General features: G+C 65.2%; 17 protein-coding genes. 15 read left to right on the top strand and 2 right to left on the bottom strand.

Going from position 1 to position 18,224, the window contains the following annotated elements:
• Window positions 1-61: 61 nt before the first annotated feature.
• From APZ21_RS21075 to APZ21_RS21000, 15 genes are all read left to right on the top strand, one after another.
• Window positions 62-1,258 carry an acyl-CoA dehydrogenase family protein gene (locus APZ21_RS21075; RefSeq protein ID WP_082393331.1) on the top strand — a complete coding sequence of 399 codons (1,197 nt, stop codon included), beginning with the start codon at window positions 62-64 and terminating at the stop codon, window positions 1,256-1,258.
• 102 nt (window positions 1,259-1,360) lie between these two features.
• The gene (locus APZ21_RS21070) at window positions 1,361-2,518 is read left to right on the top strand and encodes an amidohydrolase family protein (RefSeq protein ID WP_054815006.1); all 1,158 of its coding nucleotides are present in this window, start codon (window positions 1,361-1,363) and stop codon (window positions 2,516-2,518) included.
• 9 nt (window positions 2,519-2,527) lie between these two features.
• On the top strand, window positions 2,528-2,839 hold the full coding sequence (locus tag APZ21_RS21065) for a hypothetical protein (RefSeq protein WP_054815005.1): 312 nt from the start codon (window positions 2,528-2,530) through the stop codon (window positions 2,837-2,839).
• Between the two features lie 22 nt (window positions 2,840-2,861).
• Window positions 2,862-3,767 (top strand): MlaE family ABC transporter permease, encoded by a 906-nt coding sequence (locus APZ21_RS21060; protein ID WP_054815004.1) that lies wholly within the window; start codon window positions 2,862-2,864, stop codon window positions 3,765-3,767.
• On the top strand, window positions 3,767-4,621 hold the full coding sequence (locus APZ21_RS21055; RefSeq protein WP_054815003.1) for an ABC transporter permease: 855 nt from the start codon (window positions 3,767-3,769) through the stop codon (window positions 4,619-4,621). The genes APZ21_RS21060 and APZ21_RS21055 overlap by 1 nt, the downstream gene beginning before the upstream one ends.
• A gap of 2 nt (window positions 4,622-4,623) precedes the next feature.
• The gene (locus APZ21_RS21050) at window positions 4,624-5,937 is read left to right on the top strand and encodes an MCE family protein (RefSeq protein WP_054815002.1); all 1,314 of its coding nucleotides are present in this window, start codon (window positions 4,624-4,626) and stop codon (window positions 5,935-5,937) included.
• Window positions 5,934-6,971 carry an MCE family protein gene (locus APZ21_RS21045; protein ID WP_054815001.1) on the top strand — a complete coding sequence of 346 codons (1,038 nt, stop codon included), beginning with the start codon at window positions 5,934-5,936 and terminating at the stop codon, window positions 6,969-6,971. Before APZ21_RS21050 ends, APZ21_RS21045 begins: the two co-directional genes overlap by 4 nt.
• Window positions 6,972-6,975: 4 nt before the next feature.
• The gene (locus APZ21_RS21040) at window positions 6,976-8,028 is read left to right on the top strand and encodes an MCE family protein (protein WP_082393330.1); all 1,053 of its coding nucleotides are present in this window, start codon (window positions 6,976-6,978) and stop codon (window positions 8,026-8,028) included.
• On the top strand, window positions 8,025-9,134 hold the full coding sequence (locus APZ21_RS21035) for an MCE family protein (RefSeq protein WP_054815000.1): 1,110 nt from the start codon (window positions 8,025-8,027) through the stop codon (window positions 9,132-9,134). Before APZ21_RS21040 ends, APZ21_RS21035 begins: the two co-directional genes overlap by 4 nt.
• On the top strand, window positions 9,131-10,243 hold the full coding sequence (locus tag APZ21_RS21030) for an MlaD family protein (RefSeq protein WP_082393329.1): 1,113 nt from the start codon (window positions 9,131-9,133) through the stop codon (window positions 10,241-10,243). The genes APZ21_RS21035 and APZ21_RS21030 overlap by 4 nt, the downstream gene beginning before the upstream one ends.
• The gene (locus tag APZ21_RS21025; protein ID WP_239476745.1) at window positions 10,240-11,532 is read left to right on the top strand and encodes an MCE family protein; all 1,293 of its coding nucleotides are present in this window, start codon (window positions 10,240-10,242) and stop codon (window positions 11,530-11,532) included. The genes APZ21_RS21030 and APZ21_RS21025 overlap by 4 nt, the downstream gene beginning before the upstream one ends.
• Before the next feature lie 29 nt (window positions 11,533-11,561).
• A complete protein-coding gene (locus APZ21_RS21020; protein WP_054814998.1) occupies window positions 11,562-12,215 on the top strand; it encodes a hypothetical protein in 654 nt (217 codons plus the stop codon).
• A gap of 155 nt (window positions 12,216-12,370) precedes the next feature.
• Window positions 12,371-13,159: an enoyl-CoA hydratase-related protein gene (locus APZ21_RS21015; RefSeq protein ID WP_054814997.1), complete on the top strand. Its 789-nt coding sequence runs from the start codon at window positions 12,371-12,373 to the stop codon at window positions 13,157-13,159.
• 400 nt (window positions 13,160-13,559) lie between these two features.
• Entirely contained in the window at window positions 13,560-14,354 is a 795-nt protein-coding gene (locus APZ21_RS21010; RefSeq protein ID WP_054814996.1) for a FadR/GntR family transcriptional regulator, read from the top strand.
• Window positions 14,355-14,998: 644 nt separating this feature from the next.
• Window positions 14,999-15,988, top strand: a complete 990-nt coding sequence (locus tag APZ21_RS21000) for an NAD(P)H-dependent flavin oxidoreductase (RefSeq protein ID WP_054815145.1) — start codon at window positions 14,999-15,001, stop codon at window positions 15,986-15,988.
• 86 nt (window positions 15,989-16,074) lie between these two features.
• On the opposite strand, the gene APZ21_RS20995 is transcribed toward APZ21_RS21000, so the two are convergent.
• Both APZ21_RS20995 and APZ21_RS20990 read right to left on the bottom strand, forming a co-directional pair.
• On the bottom strand, window positions 16,075-16,845 hold the full coding sequence (locus tag APZ21_RS20995; RefSeq protein WP_054815144.1) for a FadR/GntR family transcriptional regulator: 771 nt from the start codon (window positions 16,843-16,845) through the stop codon (window positions 16,075-16,077).
• A gap of 140 nt (window positions 16,846-16,985) precedes the next feature.
• Complete coding sequence (locus APZ21_RS20990; protein WP_054814994.1) at window positions 16,986-18,215, bottom strand: cytochrome P450; 1,230 nt, start codon at window positions 18,213-18,215, stop codon at window positions 16,986-16,988.
• Between the last annotated feature and the right edge of the window lie 9 nt (window positions 18,216-18,224).

Genomic DNA, 18,224 nt, shown 5'->3' with positions numbered 1-18,224 from the left:
TATAGTACATTCATTAATCTAAATGGGTATACGCCCGTCGATGATCGATGAGGAGGTTGGCGTGCGGTTTGGGCAAGACCCGGAACTCGATGAGCTTCGCGAACGAGTTCGGCGGATCACTCGGGATCAGGCGCCGAAGCGGCGCGGGCGGGCGGGCGTACGGGCGCCCGAACCGGAGGAGATTCCGCAGTTGCGGCGATGGACGGCGACGCTCTACGGCGAGTGCTTCGTCGGGGCGGACTGGCCGGTCGAATACGGTGGGTTGGCGCACCCGCACCCGCAGCATCACGCCGTTGTCGCCGAGGAGTTGGCGCGGGCGAACGCGCCGCTGCCGGTCGGGGGCGGTCTGCTGGCAGGCGCCGCGATCATCGACCATGGCACGCGGGATCAGAAGGACTTCTTCCTGCCCCGGATTCGCTCCGGCGAGCACATCTGGTGCCAGTTGTTCAGCGAGCCCGGCGCGGGCAGCGACCTGGCGGGGCTGACGACTCGCGCGCGGCGCGATGGCGACAACTTCATCGTCGACGGGCAGAAGGTGTGGACCACCAACGGCCAGCACGCCGACTGGGGCTACCTGCTGGCCCGTACCGATGCGGACGCGCCCAAGCGCCGTGGCATCACAGCCTTCGCCGTGGATATGCGCAGTCCTGGCATCGATGTTCGGCCGCTTCGCGAGATCACCGGTACCACCGACTTCAACGAGGTCTTCCTCGACAGTGTCGTGATTCCCGCAGCGAATGTCATAGGCGAGGTCAACGCGGGCTGGCTGGTCACCAATTCCAGTCTGGCCAAGGAGCGTTCCAGCGCGGGCGGCGGCCTGACGCTGTTCCGTGCGCTCGATGACCTGCTCGATGTCGCGCGTTCGGTCCGCGTCGGCGGGGTGCGGGCCATCGATCGCGACGATGTGCGGCAGGCCATCGGCGGCTTGATCGCCGACGCGCATGTCAACGCGCTGATGTCCGCCTACGGCGAGTCCAGGGCGATGCACGGAACGGGCGACGCTGCCGACGCCGCACTGTCGAAGATCCTGTTCAGCGAGGTGAATCTCGCGATCGCCGAATTCGGCATGCAGCTGCAGGGCGGTGACGGGGTGCGGGTCGAAGGGGACCGGCATGCCGTGTCCGACGGGTGGTGGCAGGACGCGTTCCTGTACGCGCGGGCCTTCACGATCGCGGGCGGAACGAACGAGGTGCTGCGCAACCTCGTGGCCGAGCGTGCCTTGGGCCTGCCGCGAGGTGCTGATCGGGGTCGACACTGATCGGTTGCCGAAAAGGGCTGCCCCTCGTCGCGCCGGCACGCTAGACTTCCTAATTAGGTTAAATAGTAATATTATTTGACCAACGTATGGAGGAGCTGCGGTATGCCCTTGCAGGACAACATGAAGATCATCTCCGTCGATGATCACGTGATCGAACATCCGCGAGTCTGGCAGGACCGGCTGCGCGCCGAACACCATGAGCTCGGCCCGCGGATCATCGAGACCGAGAAGGGGCACCACGTCTGGCGCTACGAAGGGAAGGTGTACCCGCAGATCGGTCTCAACGCCGTAGCCGGGAAGCCGCCCGCGGAATTCGGTATGGAGCCGGTTCGCTACGACGACATGATCCCCGGTTGCTACGACCCGGCCGAACGAGTGAAGGACATGGATATCGATGGCGTGCACGGCGCGCTGTGTTTCCCGTCCTTTCCAGGCTTCGGCGGTGGCGTGTTCGTTCGGGCCGAAGACAAGGTGCTCGCACACGAATGCGTCAAGGCGTGGAACGACTTCCAGACCGACGAGTGGTGCGCCGCGGCACCCGACCGGCTCATACCGCTTGGCCTGCTGCCGGTGTGGGATCCGATCGCCTCGGCCGCGGAGGTCGAGCGCCTCGCGGAGAAGGGCACGAGGGCGGTCTCGTTCCCGGACAGCCCGGTGCCGCTCGGTCTGCCGTCCTTCCACCATCCGACCCACTGGGAACCGCTGTGGGACGCGCTCGAGGCGGCCGACATGCCGGTGTGCCTGCACTTCGGCGCGGGCGGCTTCGTTCCGGGCTTCTCGACCAGCACCCCGCCCGCGGGCGAGCGGCCTGCCCCCTTCGCCGTCGCCATCGCGACGTTCTCGACCAACCTGATGTGGTCGACCGCCGACCTGGTGTTCTCGGGCATGCTGCAAAGGCATCCGAAGCTGAAGTTCATGCTCTCCGAGGGCGGCATCGGCTGGATTCCCTACCTGTTGGAGCGGCTCGACTACACCTGGGAGCGGCACCGCTGGTACCAGGACATCAGCCGTGAGGACCGTCCTTCCGACCTTTTCCGGCAACACATCTGGGGCTGCTTCATCGATGACCTACACGGTGTCGACTCGCGCTACAAGGTCGGCATCGACAACATCCTGATCGAGGTCGACTATCCGCATTCGGACTCCAATTGGCCCAACAGTCGCAAACGCGTCGCGGAGAATCTGCTCGGCGTGCCCGACGCCGAAGCGCACAAGATCGTCGAGCTCAACGCCCGCAAACTGCTGCGTTTCGAGGGCTGAGCTGTGGGCGTGGAACAGTCGGGTGCATCGGAATACTCGGCGGCGCGGCCGGATTCCGACGACTACGACCTGCTGACCTACGGAGAGGCGGCCGCTCGTCTGGCCGAAGCGGTCGCATTCGACCGAGCCCGTTTGGCGGAATTGGAAAAGTCGAACGGTGACCCAGACGAAATCGGGTCGCTGAAACGACGTATCGAACTGTTGACGGCGAGCAACGCCAGGTACCGCGGGCAGTCCCTCTCCGGTGAGGCGTTCACCAAGAAATTCGGTTTCCCACCCTATTCCCCAGGCTCCGCCGGAGCCGAAGCCACTTGGGACTGAACAACGTGGAGCACGACGACCAATGACGCTCATCAACCGTGCTGGGCCGCGTACGCGAGCTTCCGCGTGCCCCGAGGCCCCACCGGCTCCCGCCGACGTCGCGTCGGCCCTCGGACAAATCGGCAGTTGGATTCGCGGATATCTGCGACGGCATCCCCTGACGTCGCTAGAAACTGTCGGCGGCCAGTGCAAACTGGGCATTCGTGCCCTCCAGTACCTGATCGTGGACATCGTGACCGCGAGGTTCGCCTTCGCCGAGTTCATTCGGCAATCCGCGTTCATGAGTTCCACGGCGGCGCTCCCGACGATGTTCGTCGCTCTGCCCATCGGTGTCACGCTGTCGATCCAGTTCGGGCTACTGGCGGGCCAGGTCGGCGCCACCTCGCTGGCGGGCGCCGCGAGTGGCCTCGCGGTGATCAGGCAGGGCGCGCCCATGGTTGCCGCGTTGCTGATGGCCTCCGCGGTGGGTTCGGCGGTGTGCGCCGACCTGGGATCACGCAAGATTCGCGACGAGCTCGACGCCATGGAGGTCATGGGCGTGTCCGTGATACGCCGACTGGTGGTGCCACGGCTCGCGGCGGCGGTGATCGTCGGCGTCTCGCTCACCGGGTTGGTGTGCTTCGTCGGATTCGTGGCGGGCTATCTGTTCAACATCTTCGTACAGAAGGGGACCCCGGGTAGTTTCGTCGCGACGTTCGCCTCGTTCGCGACGGTCGGCGATCTCGTACTCACGCTGATCAAAGCGGCGGTGTTCGGCATGATCGTCGCCGTCGTCGCCTGTCAGAAGGGATTGACCACCAAAGGCGGTCCCGCGGGTGTCGCGAACTCGGTCAATTCCACGGTTGTCGCGTCGATCCTGTTGCTGATGATCGTGAACGTCGGGTTCACCCAGATGTATGTTCTGTTGTTTCCGCGGCAGGGGCTGTGATGGCATCGACATACGCCCCGCTGCCGATGCACGCCGTTCGTGAGCTCGTCCATGCCCAGGCGCGGGCGGTCATGCGCGTCGGGCACCTGTTCACCTTCATACTGCGTGTCATCGGCGCGGTGCCGGTGACGGTGCGGCACTACCGCAAGGAGTTTCTTCGCATCCTCTCCGATGTCGCGTGGGGCAACGGCTCCCTGGTCGTCGGTGGCGGCACGGCCGGTGTGGTCATCGTGCTCGGCGCCGCGGGCGGGGCGGTCGTCGCCATCGAGGGCTACAACGCTCTGCACCTGCTCGGCATGGAGCCCGCTATCGGCCTGGTCGCCTCGACCGCGACCACCCGTGAACTCGCGCCGATCATGGCGTCGATCGCGTTCGCGGCCCAGGCCGGCTGCCGATTCACCGCTCAGCTGGGCGCGATGCGAATCGCCGAGGAAGTCGAAGCGATGGAATCCATGGCGATACGCTCGATTCCGTACCTGGTCACCACGCGACTGATGGCATCGGTGGTCGGCGTGATCCCGCTGTACCTGCTGTGTCTGGCCGCGAACTACCTCGCGGTGGAGTTGGTCGTCGGGTTCTCGGGTGGTCTCCCGGACGGCACATATCAGCACTACTTCCACTTGGTGCTCACGGCCCCCGACCTCGTCTACTCCCTGATCAAGGCGGTTGTCTTCGTGAGCATCACCTCGTTCGTCCAGTGCTACTACGGCTTCTACGCCGCGGGCGGGCCGCAGGGAGTCGGTATCGCGACGGGCCGCGCGATGCGCGCGGCCATATCCCTCGTGGTGCTGGCCAATCTCCTGCTCACGCTCGGGCTCTGGGGCCTCGACGCGGGCGCAAGGCTCGGGGGATAGCGATGCTGACATTGTTCGATCTGGACGGTCGCGGGCCGAGCGCGGGCAACCTGCTGATTCGCGGTGTGTTCGCGGCGGCGGTGGTCGCGCTCGTCGTCGCCGCTTTGCTGGCCAAATCGGCCGGCACCTTCGATTCGAAGGTGGAGGTCACCGCCGTCCTGACGGAGATCGGAGACGGTCTGCCCGCGAAATCGGATGTCAAGTTCCGCGGTGTGCTCGTCGGGGTGGTCACGGGTGTCAGCCGAATGGGAAAGGGCGAGTCGAACCGGGTGCGGATCCTGCTGGATCCGCGCTACCTGAGCCGGATTCCGCGCACGGTCACCGCGCGCGTGGTCCCGAGCAACGTCTTCGCGGTCTCCTCGGTCCAACTGGTCGACAACGGTCCGGCGCCCGCACTGTCCGAGCATGCGGAAATCGCGCAGGACCGCAGCCTGGCCACCGTCCAGTTGCAGACGGCGCTGACCAAACTGCGCGAAATCGTCGCGGCCACGGCACGCGTGGGTTCGGATCGAACCGTCGGCGTCTTGACCGCGGTCGCCGCGGCCACCGACCGCCGCGGCGACGATCTGGTCGCCGCGGGTCGGCAATTGGAACGGATCATCGACGAACTCGGGCCATTGGTGCGGCCGGACGGGGGCCCATCCACCCTCGGCGCGCTCGCCGACGCGGTCCGGGGCCTTACAGCGGCTTCTCCCGATCTGCTCGACGCGCTCAATCACGCGGTGACGCCCATGCGCACGCTCGCGGAGAAGAACTCGGACCTGACCACTTTCCTCGCGGCGGGCCAAACCACGTTCGGCACCGTTTCCACCGCGTTGAACAACCGCACCGACGAACTCATCGGCATTTCGACGAGGCTCGAGCCGGTTCTCGGCATATTCGCGGACGGCAGTAGTGAGTTCGCGCCTATCGTGGTCCGGTTGCGAACGATCTCCGACGTGTGGTTCGCGGAATTCTGGGATTCGAAGGCGCGCAACGGTACCGGCAAGATGGTGCTGCGTCTCGGAACGCATACGCAGTACGCGAGGGCGGATTGTCCGCGCTACGGTTCCGTCGCGGGACCGAGTTGTGAGACCGCGCCGGAAAGCATTGCCCCGCAACCGCTACCGGCCTCGATGGACCCGAAGTCCTATCCGATGCCCGCACTGACCCCCGAGGTGCGGGATCTGATCGGTCGAGTACTGGGCGACCGGGGCAATCCCGCCGAGACAATGCTCGGCGCTCTGTTGTCGACCGGCCCCGAACCGGCCGCGCAGACTCCCGTCGCCACGTTGCCGTTCGGCATCGCAGTCCCCGCGCCCGGAGGCACCCGATGAGCTACCGCAAGCCGCTGATCGGATTCTCCGTCTTCCTCGCCGTCGCCGTCGCGATCATCTGGTCTACGTTCGTCACACTCGCCCGTGGCGTCGATGGCGCGACCAACTCCTACTCGGCGATCTTCACCGATGTCTCCGGCCTGAAAGTCGGTGACGACGTCCGCATGGCCGGTGTGCGCGTCGGACGGGTCGACAAGATGGAGCTGGTCGGTACTCAGGCCAAAGTGACGTTCCGGGTGGAGCGCGACCAGAAGCTCTACGGCAACACCAAGGCATCGATCACCTATCAAAACATCATCGGCCAGCGTTACCTCGGTCTCGCGCTCGGCAAGGTCGGGGACAACGGGCCGCTGGCCGACAAGGCGGTGATCGGCGTGGACCGAACCGAGCCGTCCTTCGACATCTCCGGATTACTCAACGGATTCGAGCCGCTCTTCAGCGGTCTCGACCCCGAACAGGTCGACAACCTCACCGGCGCGCTGGTTCGCGCGTTGCAGGGCGACTCGGGCGCGGTGGTCACCCTGATCGCTGAGACCTCCACGCTCGCACAATCATTGGCAGGTCCCGACCAGGTGCTCGGCACGGTGATCACGAATCTCGACACCGTGGTGCGCAACCTCGCCGCGCACAGCGGTGATCTGGAGACGGTTCTGACCCAGTCGCGGGCGGTGATCACCGGACTCGCCGAGCGCCGCGATGCACTCCTCGACTCGCTGACTCAGATCTCGCAAACCGCGGGCAGGCTCAACAGCATCATCACCGCGATTACGCCACAGATGACCGAAATGATGTCGCGGCAGCCTGGATTCACCCAGCACTTCCTCGACAACAAGGAGAATTTCGCATACCTGGGATTCAACTTGCCCGCTCTGCTCAAGGGTTTGGCGCGGGTGAGCCAAGAGGGCACCTATATCAGCGCCTATGCCTGTGACTTTCGCATCACTCTCCTGCCTTCGCTGACCGCCCTGATCCCGACCATCGTCGATTCCGCAACGCCGGGCGGCGCCGCCCAACATTCCCCGATCTGCCGGTGAGGAAATGAACGCAGAACGCTATCTCACTACGCTGCGCCCCTTTCGGCGCCCTTTCGAGGAAATCGACTCGCGGGTGCTCGGCTTCGTCACCGTCGGCGCGCTGGTATTGGCGCTGGTGATCGCTCTGGCCATCAACTCTGTCGGCATCGGCGAAGATCGCTATGAGGCCGAGTTCGCACAAGCGGCGGGCATCCGGGCCGGTGACGGCATCACCATCGCGGGTATTTCGGTCGGATCGGTTTCGGATGTGCGACTGGCAGGCGACCGAGTCGTAGTCGGCATGAGGATCGATGAGAACGTGCCGCTCGGCGCGGATACGAAGGCGTCGATCAAGCTCACCACACTGCTCGGCGCTCGTTACATCGAATTGGCGCCCGCGGGGGCCGGTGAGATTCCCGCCCACCGGATCGAGCTGGCCAACACCGTGGTTCCCTACGATTTGCAGACCGCGCTGGAAAACGCGACGGTCACCTTCGAAGAAGTCGACACCACGCAGCTCGGCGAGAGTCTCGTCACCTTGTCGACGCAGTTGCAGGGGGTACCGACGGTCTTGCCGCAGGTGCTGACCAATGTGCACACGCTGGCCACGATCGTAGGGGGGCGTCGCGACGAGCTGGGTTCGTTGCTCGCGGGCATCCGGCAGCTCGCCGCCCTCGTGCATCAGCAACAGTCGGGACTCGGCATCATCGTCGATCAGGGCCGGGAACTGTTGACCCAGATCACCGCCCGACGTCAGGCGATCGAGACCCTGCTGGCGGCGACCACGCAGCTGGTCGATCAGTTGCATGTCCTTGTCGTGGACGACAGCCCCGCGCTCACGGAGATGGTGAACAGCCTCAACGCGCTGCTGGACAGCCTCAGCAGGCATGACGACCTGCTGCGCAACATCCTCGAGATCCTGCCGGTGCCCGTGCGCAACTTCGTCAACGCGACGGGCACCTCCAACGAGATCGATTTCTCCGCTCCCGCCGGCGTGCTGATGGATTCGTGGATGTGCGCGATCAGCGGCCGCGCGACGGCTGCGAATCTTCCCCCCTACTTCCAGGACTGCCGATGAACCGACGAATGATCGTTGCCGCGCGATTGATCGCGGTCCTGTCCCTCGGCGGGTTGGCAGGCTGTGTCGGTGGCCCCACCGGTTCGACCGACGACACCATCACCATCACGGCGCAGTTCGACAGCGGCGCGGGTCTGTACCAAGGCAACGCGGTATCGGTTCTCGGTATGCCGATCGGCAAGGTCACCCGCATCGACCCCAAGGGCACCCACGTGGACGTGACGATGGAGGTCGACTCGACCGTCGCACTGCCCGCCGATGTCAAGGCGGTGACCTTGTCCACGTCGATCCTGACCGACCGGCATGTGGAACTCACGCCGGCGTATCGGGGCGGTCCCAGGCTGGCCGACAACGCGCACATCGACCTCACGCGCACGAAAACACCTGTCGAGCTCGAACGGCTGCTCGCGGCGGCGGACACGATGTCGACTCAGCTGCGGGGCCCGACGCGGGGGACGGGCCCGATCGCCGACCTGCTCGCGGCGGCCGACGCGGCGACAGCGGGCAACGGCCCGGGGATGCGCGCGGCCCTGGATCAGCTGTCCGCCGCGCTGCGGGTGGGCAGCGACGGCGGCGCGGAAACCAAGAACCAGATAGTCGAGATCGTCGACTATCTCTCGGTGCTGGCTCGCGCCGCGGCCGACAACGACCAGAAGATCAGGGATTTCGGTGCCGCGACCCATCAGATGATGGAGATCCTGGCGGGAATGGGAATCGGACAGGGCGATACCGGCGCGCAGATCAACGAACTCCTCACGCAGGCCACCGCACTGCTGGAAAACAATCGGGGCAGTTTAAAGGCAACGGTGGTCGGTGCGAACACCGTTACTCGGTCTCTGGTCGACTACCGGCGTCAGCTCGAGGAGTTCATCGACCTCGCGCCGCTGATGATGGACAACGCGTACAACACCTTCGACAAAGAGAATCGAGGTGTGCGAGTGCATGCCCTGCTCGACAAGATCCTCTTCGACGGGCAGATGGTGAAGGAAGTGTGCAACATCCTCGGGCTGCGTCAACTCGGTTGTTCGACGGGTACTCTCGAGGACTTCGGCCCTGATTTCGGGATCACCGATATGCTCACCGCGTTGTCGGGGGTGCCGAAATGACACCGAATCGTCAGCGTGGCGCTGCCGTAGCGGCGGCGGCGATGTCGGTCGCCATCGCCTGCGCGGGCTGTTCGGTGGGTCTCGAGGACTACCCGCTACCCGCTCCGGGGATGGGCAACGATACCTATACCTTGTTCGCGACCTTCGCCAACGCCCTGAACTTGCCGACCAAGGCCAAGGTGCGGCTCGGCGGCGCCGACGTCGGCGAAGTCGCCGAGATGAGGGTGCGCGACTACACGGCGGTGGTGTCGTTGCGCATCGATCAGGACGTGTCGCTGCCGGTGGGAACCAGGGCCGAACTGCGGACCGCGACGCCGCTCGGCGATGTGTTCGTCTCGGTTGTGCCCGCCGCGGGCGCGACTGCCGATAGTCCGTCGCTGCGCGACGGCGACACCATCCCGCTGGAGGCCACCTCGGCCGCGGCGACCGTCGAAGAAGTGCTCACCACCGCCGCGCTGCTGGTCAACGGTGGCGCGATCCGCAATCTCACCAAAGTGGTCAATGGCATGGGCGCCGCCGTCGGTGAGCGAGGGGACAAGCTCGGCGCGCTGATCGACCAGACCACCGAGTTGGTGCGCACCTTGGTCGCCCGGTCGGAGGCAATCCGAACCACCTTGGCCGAGACCGATCGGCTCGCCGTGCTGCTCAACGACCGCCAACGCACCATCGACGAGGTGATCGGCGCCGCCGGTCCGGCTCTGCGGACGGTCGCCGACAACACCCAGCAAGCGATGGCGGTGATTCAACAGATCGACGGCATCTCACGGCAGATGGCACGTTTTCCCTCGATGCAGGGCACCGACACCCGCAGCATGATCGCGGACATCAATAGGGTCACGTTCGAACTCAACCGGGCCGCAACGGATCCGAACGCCGATTTCGCGGCGTTCAACAAGATCCTCTGGCCGGTGCTGAAGTTGACGAACGGCACCTCCGCTCATGTCAACGTGGACCTCGAGCAAGTGGCTCTCGGCGCGATGACCGATCCGAGACACACCGCTGACCCGGGGGCGCGGTTGCCCGACGCGAGTGATTGGCAGAATTTCGTCGGCGCATTCACCTACACGATGATGAGACTGTACGGCCGGGTGACAGGACCTGGACGGTGAGCGCGACATACGGCGCCGCGGGCGCGCTGACCCGGATATTCGAGCCGCCCGCCGGACTGGTCCTCACAGCGGTCCGGGTCGCGCGGCGGCGCCGTCTCGGTCTGTCGGCCGTCGCGCTCGCGCTGGCATTCGTCCTCGGCGTCACCTATCTCGTCTTCGGCGCCCTCGACATGGATCCGACAGCCGAGACCTACACCGTCAAGGTGCATCTCGCGCAATCCGGTGGACTTCTGCCCGGGCAGGACGTCACCTTGCGCGGCGTTCCCGTTGGGCGCGTCGCATCGATCGATCTCACCGCGGACGGCCTGGTGGCGATCGCGTCGATCGACGCGGCGCGGCGGATCCCCGCATCCGGCGAAGTCCGGGTGTCGGGCTTGTCGCCCGCGGGCGAGCAGTATCTCGACTTCCGTCCGAATACCGACGACGCGCCTTATCTTTCGGACGGGGATCAGATCGCGATCGACCGGACCAGCAGTCCGACCCAGCTCTACCAGCTGCTGGGTGACCTCGATGACACCCTTGCCCAGATCGACCCGGCGAAGCTCGCGGCGGTCATCGATGAGCTCGGGATCGGCCCGCAGGGACCGCGGAAACTCGTCGACATCGTCGACGGAGGCGTCTTCCTGCTGTCGACGATGGACACGGTGCTGCCACAGACGGTGAGTCTGCTGCGGGACAGCCGGACCGTGTTGACGACACTCGGCGACATGTCTCCCGGGCTCCGAGCCGCTGCGGGAGACGCCGAGGCTGTCTTCACCGGTATCGAAGCCAAGGACGGCGGATTCCGCACACTGCTCGGAACCGGCCCGGGCGCGATGCATTCGGTCGACGCGCTCATCGCGGACAACTCGCCCACAATGGTCCAGTTGCTCGGAAATCTCGCCACGGTGGCTCAGCTGGCCTATGTGCGAGTACCCGCCTTCCACGAATTCTTCTTTCCGACCTTCCGGGACGGATCGACGCTGGAAGCGATATCGACGGTATTCCATGACGGCGGCCTCTGGGGACTGGTGAACATCTATCCCCGGTATGCCTGCGACTACCCCTTGCCGCGTTCGGCGCCGTCTCAGCCGAACTTCCCCGAGCCGCATCTCTATACCTACTGCGCGAACAACGATCCGTCCGTGCTGATCCGCGGCGCGCGCAACGCGCCGCGACCGGCGGACGACGACACCGCGGGCCCACCGCAAGGCGTCGATCCCGATGCCAGGTCCTCGCAGACCCCCACCGGGCCATTCACCCTCCCACTACCCTACGGCGGCCCGGAGCCGTCCACGCAACCGCGATAGCGGCACCCGAATTCGAAGGGAAGCAACCGATGACCAACGACGTCTCGAAAAGCCCTGTCGCGATGCTCGACAAGGAGGACGATCTCGGGTCCAACCATGTCCCCGAAGAGGCAGGCGGGCGGCGGGAGGAAGCCGGTACCGACTCGGTGCGTGACCGAATCGCGACCGTCGAGTCGGAGCGAGGGCGAGGCGCGCGCTTCGCGCCGCGCGCGAACTCGGTGCTGGTCGCGGTACTGGCACTGGTGGCGGTGGCCGGTGTGGTGTCCTCGACTGTCCTCGGCTGGCAGTTGAAGCAGGAACGCGATGTGCGGGCTGCCTCGGAGGCGGCTTTGGCCGCGGCTCGCAACTACGGTGTGACGCTCACGAGTGTCGATGTCAACAATCTGGATCGTGATTTCGCGGCGATCATGGACGGTGCCACCGGTGAATTCAAGGACATGTACGGTCGTTCGAGCAGTTCATTGCGTCAGTTGCTGGTGGACAACAAGGCGACAGGAAAAGGCACCGTGCTCGACGCCGGCGTGAAGTCGGCGACCGAGACCGAGGTCGAGGTGATCCTGTTCATCGATCAGACCATCACCAACAGCGCTTCGGCCGATCCGCGGGTCGACCGAAGCCGGGTGTCGATGACGATGAAGTTGGTCGACGGCCGTTGGCTGGCGAGCCGAGTGTACCTGCCCTGATCAGGCGGGCCGTGAGCGCCGATGCCGCTCATTTCTAAATTAGATAACCATATTTATCCGGCATACGAAAGCAGAGGTGTGGTGCCGATGATCAGGACGCGGTTCACCGAAAGGCTCTCGAGTGTGATCGCGGCTACCGAAACGGCAGGGCGGCGATGAGCGCGCAAGCCGTCGACGGGCTCGAAATCACCAGGGACAGCGCTGTTCTCACGCTCACCATCGACAATCCGGATCGGCTGAACGCGATGAGCTATACGGTGATGGCCGCGATCACCGAAGTGCTCGACGGCATCGACGGCGCGGGCGCGGACCGGGTCGTCGTGATCACCGGCCGCGGCAAGGCGTTCTGTACGGGCGCGGACCTCTCGGCCGGTCGCACGATCAACGGGCGGGCGATCGGCACGGACGAGGTGATGAGGACTGCCGCCGGATTGATCCGTGCGGTGAGCCGGACACCGGTGCCGGTGGTATCCAAGCTCAACGGGCCCACCGCGGGTATCGGTGTCTCGCTCGCGCTCGCCTCCGATCTCGTGTACATGGCCGAGAGTTCCTATCTCCTCATGGCATTCATCAATATCGGACTGATGCCCGATGGCGGATCGAGTGCGCTGATCGCGGCCGCGGCGGGGCGGGCGCGTGCGGCGGAGATGGCGCTGTTGGGGGAGCGGCTGCCTGCTACCGAGGCCGCCGCGTGTGGTCTGGTGACCGCCGCTGTGCCCGACACCGACCTGGATGCGCGCGTCGCCGAGGTCGTCGCCAAGCTGGCTCGCGGCCCGCGCCGCGCGTTGGCGCTGACCAAGCAGGCGATCAACTCGGCGGCCATCGGCAGGTTGGACGAGGCCCTCGAGCTGGAGACGGTAGGGCAGTTGGAGTTGCTCGAGTCGGTGGATTTCGCCGAGGGCGCCGACGCCATGCGTAATCGTCGGCCGGCGAAATTCGCCTGACCGGTCCGCCGGATGTCGGGCCGTTCGACGGACACGTCACCCGAATGGATGGTGCGATCCTTCGGTGAGGGGGTTCGGTTCCGACCAGCGGACCTGGCATCGTCGAACAGTAAATGATATGATTGATTAATCTCAATTTGGGGGTTGGACGGAAATGTGCCGAACCGTCGCGACAATCCCATCTATGCAACCGTAGTCCGGTGAGATCGGCAGCGAAGGTGAGCGATTCCACATCGGGGGCGCGGACCGCTGTCTCGGGGCCTGCTCCCGTTGTGGTGTGCGAGCAAACAGGTCGCTTAGTTATATGATGTACATGTCGACCATGTCGGGGGTGCGGTCAGTCCTATCCCCGCCAACCGCACGGGAGTCGCCCTCTCGTCCTGACGTCTCGAGGTAACCAGTGAGCAGCGCCGTGAGCACCGATGGTTCACAAAGGCGCGTCCGCGCGCCGAAGACCGCCGAATTGATCGCGCATCAACTCCGCAGTGAAATCGTGCGGGGGATACTGAAGCCGGGCGATACCCTCCCTCCTGAATTGGTGTTGGGCAGCCAGTTCGGCGTGTCGCGTCCGACGTTGCGCGAGGCATTCCGCATTCTGGAGAACGAGTCGTTGATCGTCGTCCGTCGCGGGTCGCGCGGTGGAGTGCAGGTCTCCTCGCCCGACCCCGCCGTCGCCGCGCGGCACGTCGGGCTGCTGTTGCAGATGTCGGGCACCACGCTCGCGGACGTGTACGAGGCGCGCATGGTGCTCGAGCCCGCGGCGGTGCGCATGCTCGCCCAGCGTCGGACGGCGGTCGATCTGGCGGCGCTGAATTCCTGCGTCGCCGATCTCAAGGAGCTGGTAGCCGCGGGTATCGAGGGCGCCGATCTCGACCGTTGGTCGGACACGGCGTTCCGATTCCACGACCTGATCATGGAGCGCGCGGGCAATCAGACCCTAGCGGTCCTCGGCGGATTGTTGCGGGGCGTGGTTTCGGCGCACATGGGTACGGTCGTGCGCCGCAGCGCCGATCACGCCGAGATCCTCGCGCAATTCCGCAAGACCATCCGGTCGTTCGTGAAGCTCGTCTCGTTGATCGAAGCAAAGGATGCCGACGCGGCCGAGCAGTTCTGGCGCGGGCACATGTCGAAGGTGAGCAAGAGCATGCTCTGGGGCAGCTTCGCCACCGAATCCGTTGTCGATCTGTTCAACTGACCGTCGACGTGGTGCCGCCTCCTCGGCCGCGCCCCGATAGTCCACCTGACGATATGGTGAACTGATTCAGCTCGCCCTGGGTGCGGTGGTCGCGGCGATGCCGGTGGCGATGATCACAGTGCAGCCGAACATCTTTCCTATCTTCCCGGATTGTTCCGGGCGGCACCTTGCGGCGTCTCGGTGCGCGACGGGCCGGACCTATTGATTAACCTAAATCAATAGGTTATATTATTTGCACAGAGTGTGCCGCGTATCGACGTGAGCGGCGGTCGGTCAGGGGGTTTGCGCATATACCGCGACAGCGGAACGTCGCGTTCGTGCCAAGGCTCGGTCCCGACCCGATCTGCGGTACGGGCTCCGTCGGCGTGTGGGCGGTCAGCGGCCTGCCGGCGGGCACCGCCGGTGTACTCGTCACGTCCATCCAATGCCCCGGCGTCGCCGGCCTGACCATGTTGATGGCCGCGGCCTTCGCGGCCTTCGTCGCGGCGGGACTGCGATCGTTGTCCGTCGCGGTGGCAACATGGTCAACTCTATCGACATCGCGGCGTTGCAAGTATCAAACATAGTGAACTATGTTATCTAAGTAAATAAGGTGTGCGGTATTGCCGCCCAGGGGTGGGGCTCGGCCAACGCGAGGAGTGACCATGTTGAGAACGTCTTTTACCGAGGAATTCGGCATCCGGCATCCGATCGTTCAGGGAGGGATGATGTGGGTCGGCCGGGCGGAACTCGCCGCGGCCGTATCCAACGCGGGCGGCCTCGGCATAATCACCGCTCTGACCCAGCCGACGCCGGAGGCGTTGGTCACGGAGATCGCGCGATGCAAGTCGATGACCGACATGCCGTTCGGCGTCAACCTCACCCTCACGCTGTCGATCGACCAGCCGCCGTATGCCGAGTACCGGCAGGCCATCATCGACTCGGGCGTAACGATCGTCGAGACGGCGGGATCCGATCCGACCGTGCACGTCGAGCACTTCAAGGAGCACGGAATCAAGGTGATCCACAAATGCACCAGCGTCCGGCACGCGTTCAAGGCGCAACGTATCGGGGTGGACGCGGTGAGCATAGACGGATTCGAGTGCGCGGGGCACCCCGGTGAGGACGACGTGCCGGGGCTGGTACTCATACCCGCCGCCGCCGACGCGCTCACCATTCCGTTCATCGCCTCCGGCGGATTCGCGGATGGGCGCGGCCTCGCGGCGGCCCTGGCTCTCGGCGCGGGCGGGATCAATATGGGCACCCGTTTCATGTGCACCGAGGAGAGCCCGATCCACCGCGCGATCAAGGAGCGGATCGTCGAATCCAGCGAACTCGACACCCAGCTCATCTTCCGACAGTTGCGAAACACCATGCGCACGGCCAAGAACTCGGTCAGCGATCAGGTCGTGGAGATCCTCGGCAATGGTGGCCGTTTCAAGGACGTCAAGGAGCTTGTCGCGGGCACCCGCGGCCGCACGGTCTACGAGAACGGCGACCCCGAGGCGGGCATCTGGACCGTGGGCATGGTTCAGGGGCTGATCCGTGACATCCCGTCCGCCGGTGAGCTCGTGCGCCGCATCGCCGCCGACGCCGAACGGGTACTCACCGGGCTGACCGGCATCATGATCGCTGATCCCGCCCCCATCGCGTGATGAGCGCCGCGCCGAACAGAGCGGGTGGCGTGGAACGGCCGAAGGCCGGGTAGTCGGAGGACCGACGGGAAAGTGGTTCCCGCGGATCAGTCGAGGATGTCGCGGACCTTGACGTCCTCGCGCCCGAGGAGTGAGGCGCGCGAGGTGACCATATGCTTTTGCCAGTGTTCGAAGGCGCGATCGCCGTCGCGGGCACGCAGGAGCTTGACCAGGCGGCGGCACGAGCGGATCAGCAGCTTGTAGCTCTCGTCCACCGTCGCCCGGTTCTCGACCGAGTGCTCGCGCACCACGGCCGTCGTATGGCGTTCGAATATCTCGTGCAGCATACCCGCGATGAGCGCGAGCGTTGCGTTGCCCGAGAGCTGAACCATCCGCAAATGGAACTGAGCGCTGCCCTGGGCGAGGCGATCGGCGTTGTACGCGGTGGGGATGTCCTCGTCGACCATGCGCTCGAGTTCGTCGAACGCTTCCTCGGTGCCGTTCTCGGCGAGTAGTCGTGCGGCGGGTGGCTCGATAGCCTCGCGGGCGACGAAGACATCGGCCACGGTCGTACCGGAGAGTTCGAGCAGTAGCGACGCCGGACGGGCCACGATTTCGGGGCCGGGTACACAGACCCGCGCGCCGGAGCGGGAGCCGCGGCGCACTTCGACGAGACGTTCGGATTCGAGGACGCGGACGGCCTCTCGCAGGGTCGGACGACTGACGCTGAAGTGTTCCATCAGGTCGGCCTCATGTGGCAGATGGTCGCCGTCGGAGAGTTCGCCGTCGACGATCATCCTGCGGAGCTTCCTGGCGACGAGTTCGGCCGTCTTCGGGGTGCGTATCGGGCGGACCGACGCGTTGCGCGGACCGAACATCGTCGGCGGCTCGTCGTTCACTACGTCACCTCCGTTGAAATCGTCAACTTGTCGTTGTCAAGTAAACCACGGGGTGATCAAGGGCATACGACGTGAGGCGCTCGGTCGGGACGGCATTAGGATCACCCAAGTTAACATAGTTAACTATGTTGACTGTCCCACTCGAGCGGCAAGGAGGTGAGCCCGAGTTGAGCGCCGGTCTCGACCAGCTCGGCGTCGGGCCGCAATCGGTACTCGGGGATGCGCTTGTGCCATTCTTCGAGGGCGATGCGCAGTTCGCGGCGGGCGAGGTGCGAGCCGAGGCACCGGTGCGGTCCGGCGCCGAACGCGATGTGATTGTTCGGTCTGCGCTCGATGTCGACGGTCGCGGCGTCGGGGAATGCCGCCACGTCGCGGGTCGCGCCGCTGAGGGGAATGCCGACCATGTCACCGGCACTCATCGGGAATCCCTGGATCTCGGTGTCCCGCATGACTTTTCGGGCGGGAACGACGATGGCGTAGGTTCGCAGCAACTCCTCGACCGCGCTCGGGATCAGTTCGGGCTCCTCGACGATGCGACGGCGGTCCTGCGGGTGGGTGGCCAGATGGTAGAACGACCAGCCGAGGGTGGCCGATACCGTGTCGAGCCCGGCCATGAACATCAGCAGGCAGAACGACAGCAAGTCCTCGTCGGAGACCGGCTTGCCATCGATCTCGAATGTCAACGCCTTGCTGACGATGTCATCGCGCGGTTCGACGCGTCGCTCGGCGACGATCGAGGCGAAACGGCCCATCACGGCCCGCATCGCCGCGAATTGCCTCCGGCCCCGAACCTCGACGCTGTCCGAGCTCGAGTGCAGGATCGCGTGTTCCCACTCCATGAACCGGTCGAGTTCTTCGACGGGCAAACCCATGAGTTCGAGGAAGATCGTCGTCGGATAGCGCTGGGCGAATTCGGTCATCAGGTCGCATTGCGCGCTGTCCCTCGAAGCGATGTCCTCGATCAGGTCGATCGCCCGCTGCCGGACCTTCGCCTCGAGAAGTTCGACCGTTTTCGGGGCGAACAACGGCCCGAGTTGTCTGCGCCATTGTAGGTGTTCGTCCCCATCGAGCATTTCGGGGATCCACCGGTATTGCGGATTCGGATCGAGCGGTGTCACAACGCTATTGGAGAACGTTTCGGGGTTCTGCAGGATCTCGAGGATGCCCTCGTGGTTCAGCACGGTCCAGAAGCCGGGGCCGAATTCGTTTCGGATCACCGGCGATTCCTCGCGCAGCCGGTCGTAGGCGGCGTGCCAGGTGCCGACGGGCTTCAGTTGGGTGTAGTCGAAGTTGTGGACGGGGCACGCGCCCGCGGCGGCATCGCCGCGGCCCGGTTCGGTCTGAGTCATGACATGTCC

The organism is Nocardia arizonensis (assembly GCF_001310275.1).
GTDB lineage: Bacteria > Actinomycetota > Actinomycetes > Mycobacteriales > Mycobacteriaceae > Nocardia > Nocardia arizonensis.
Note: the sequence above shows the minus strand (reverse complement) of the source record. Positions and strands in the feature narration are given on the sequence as shown.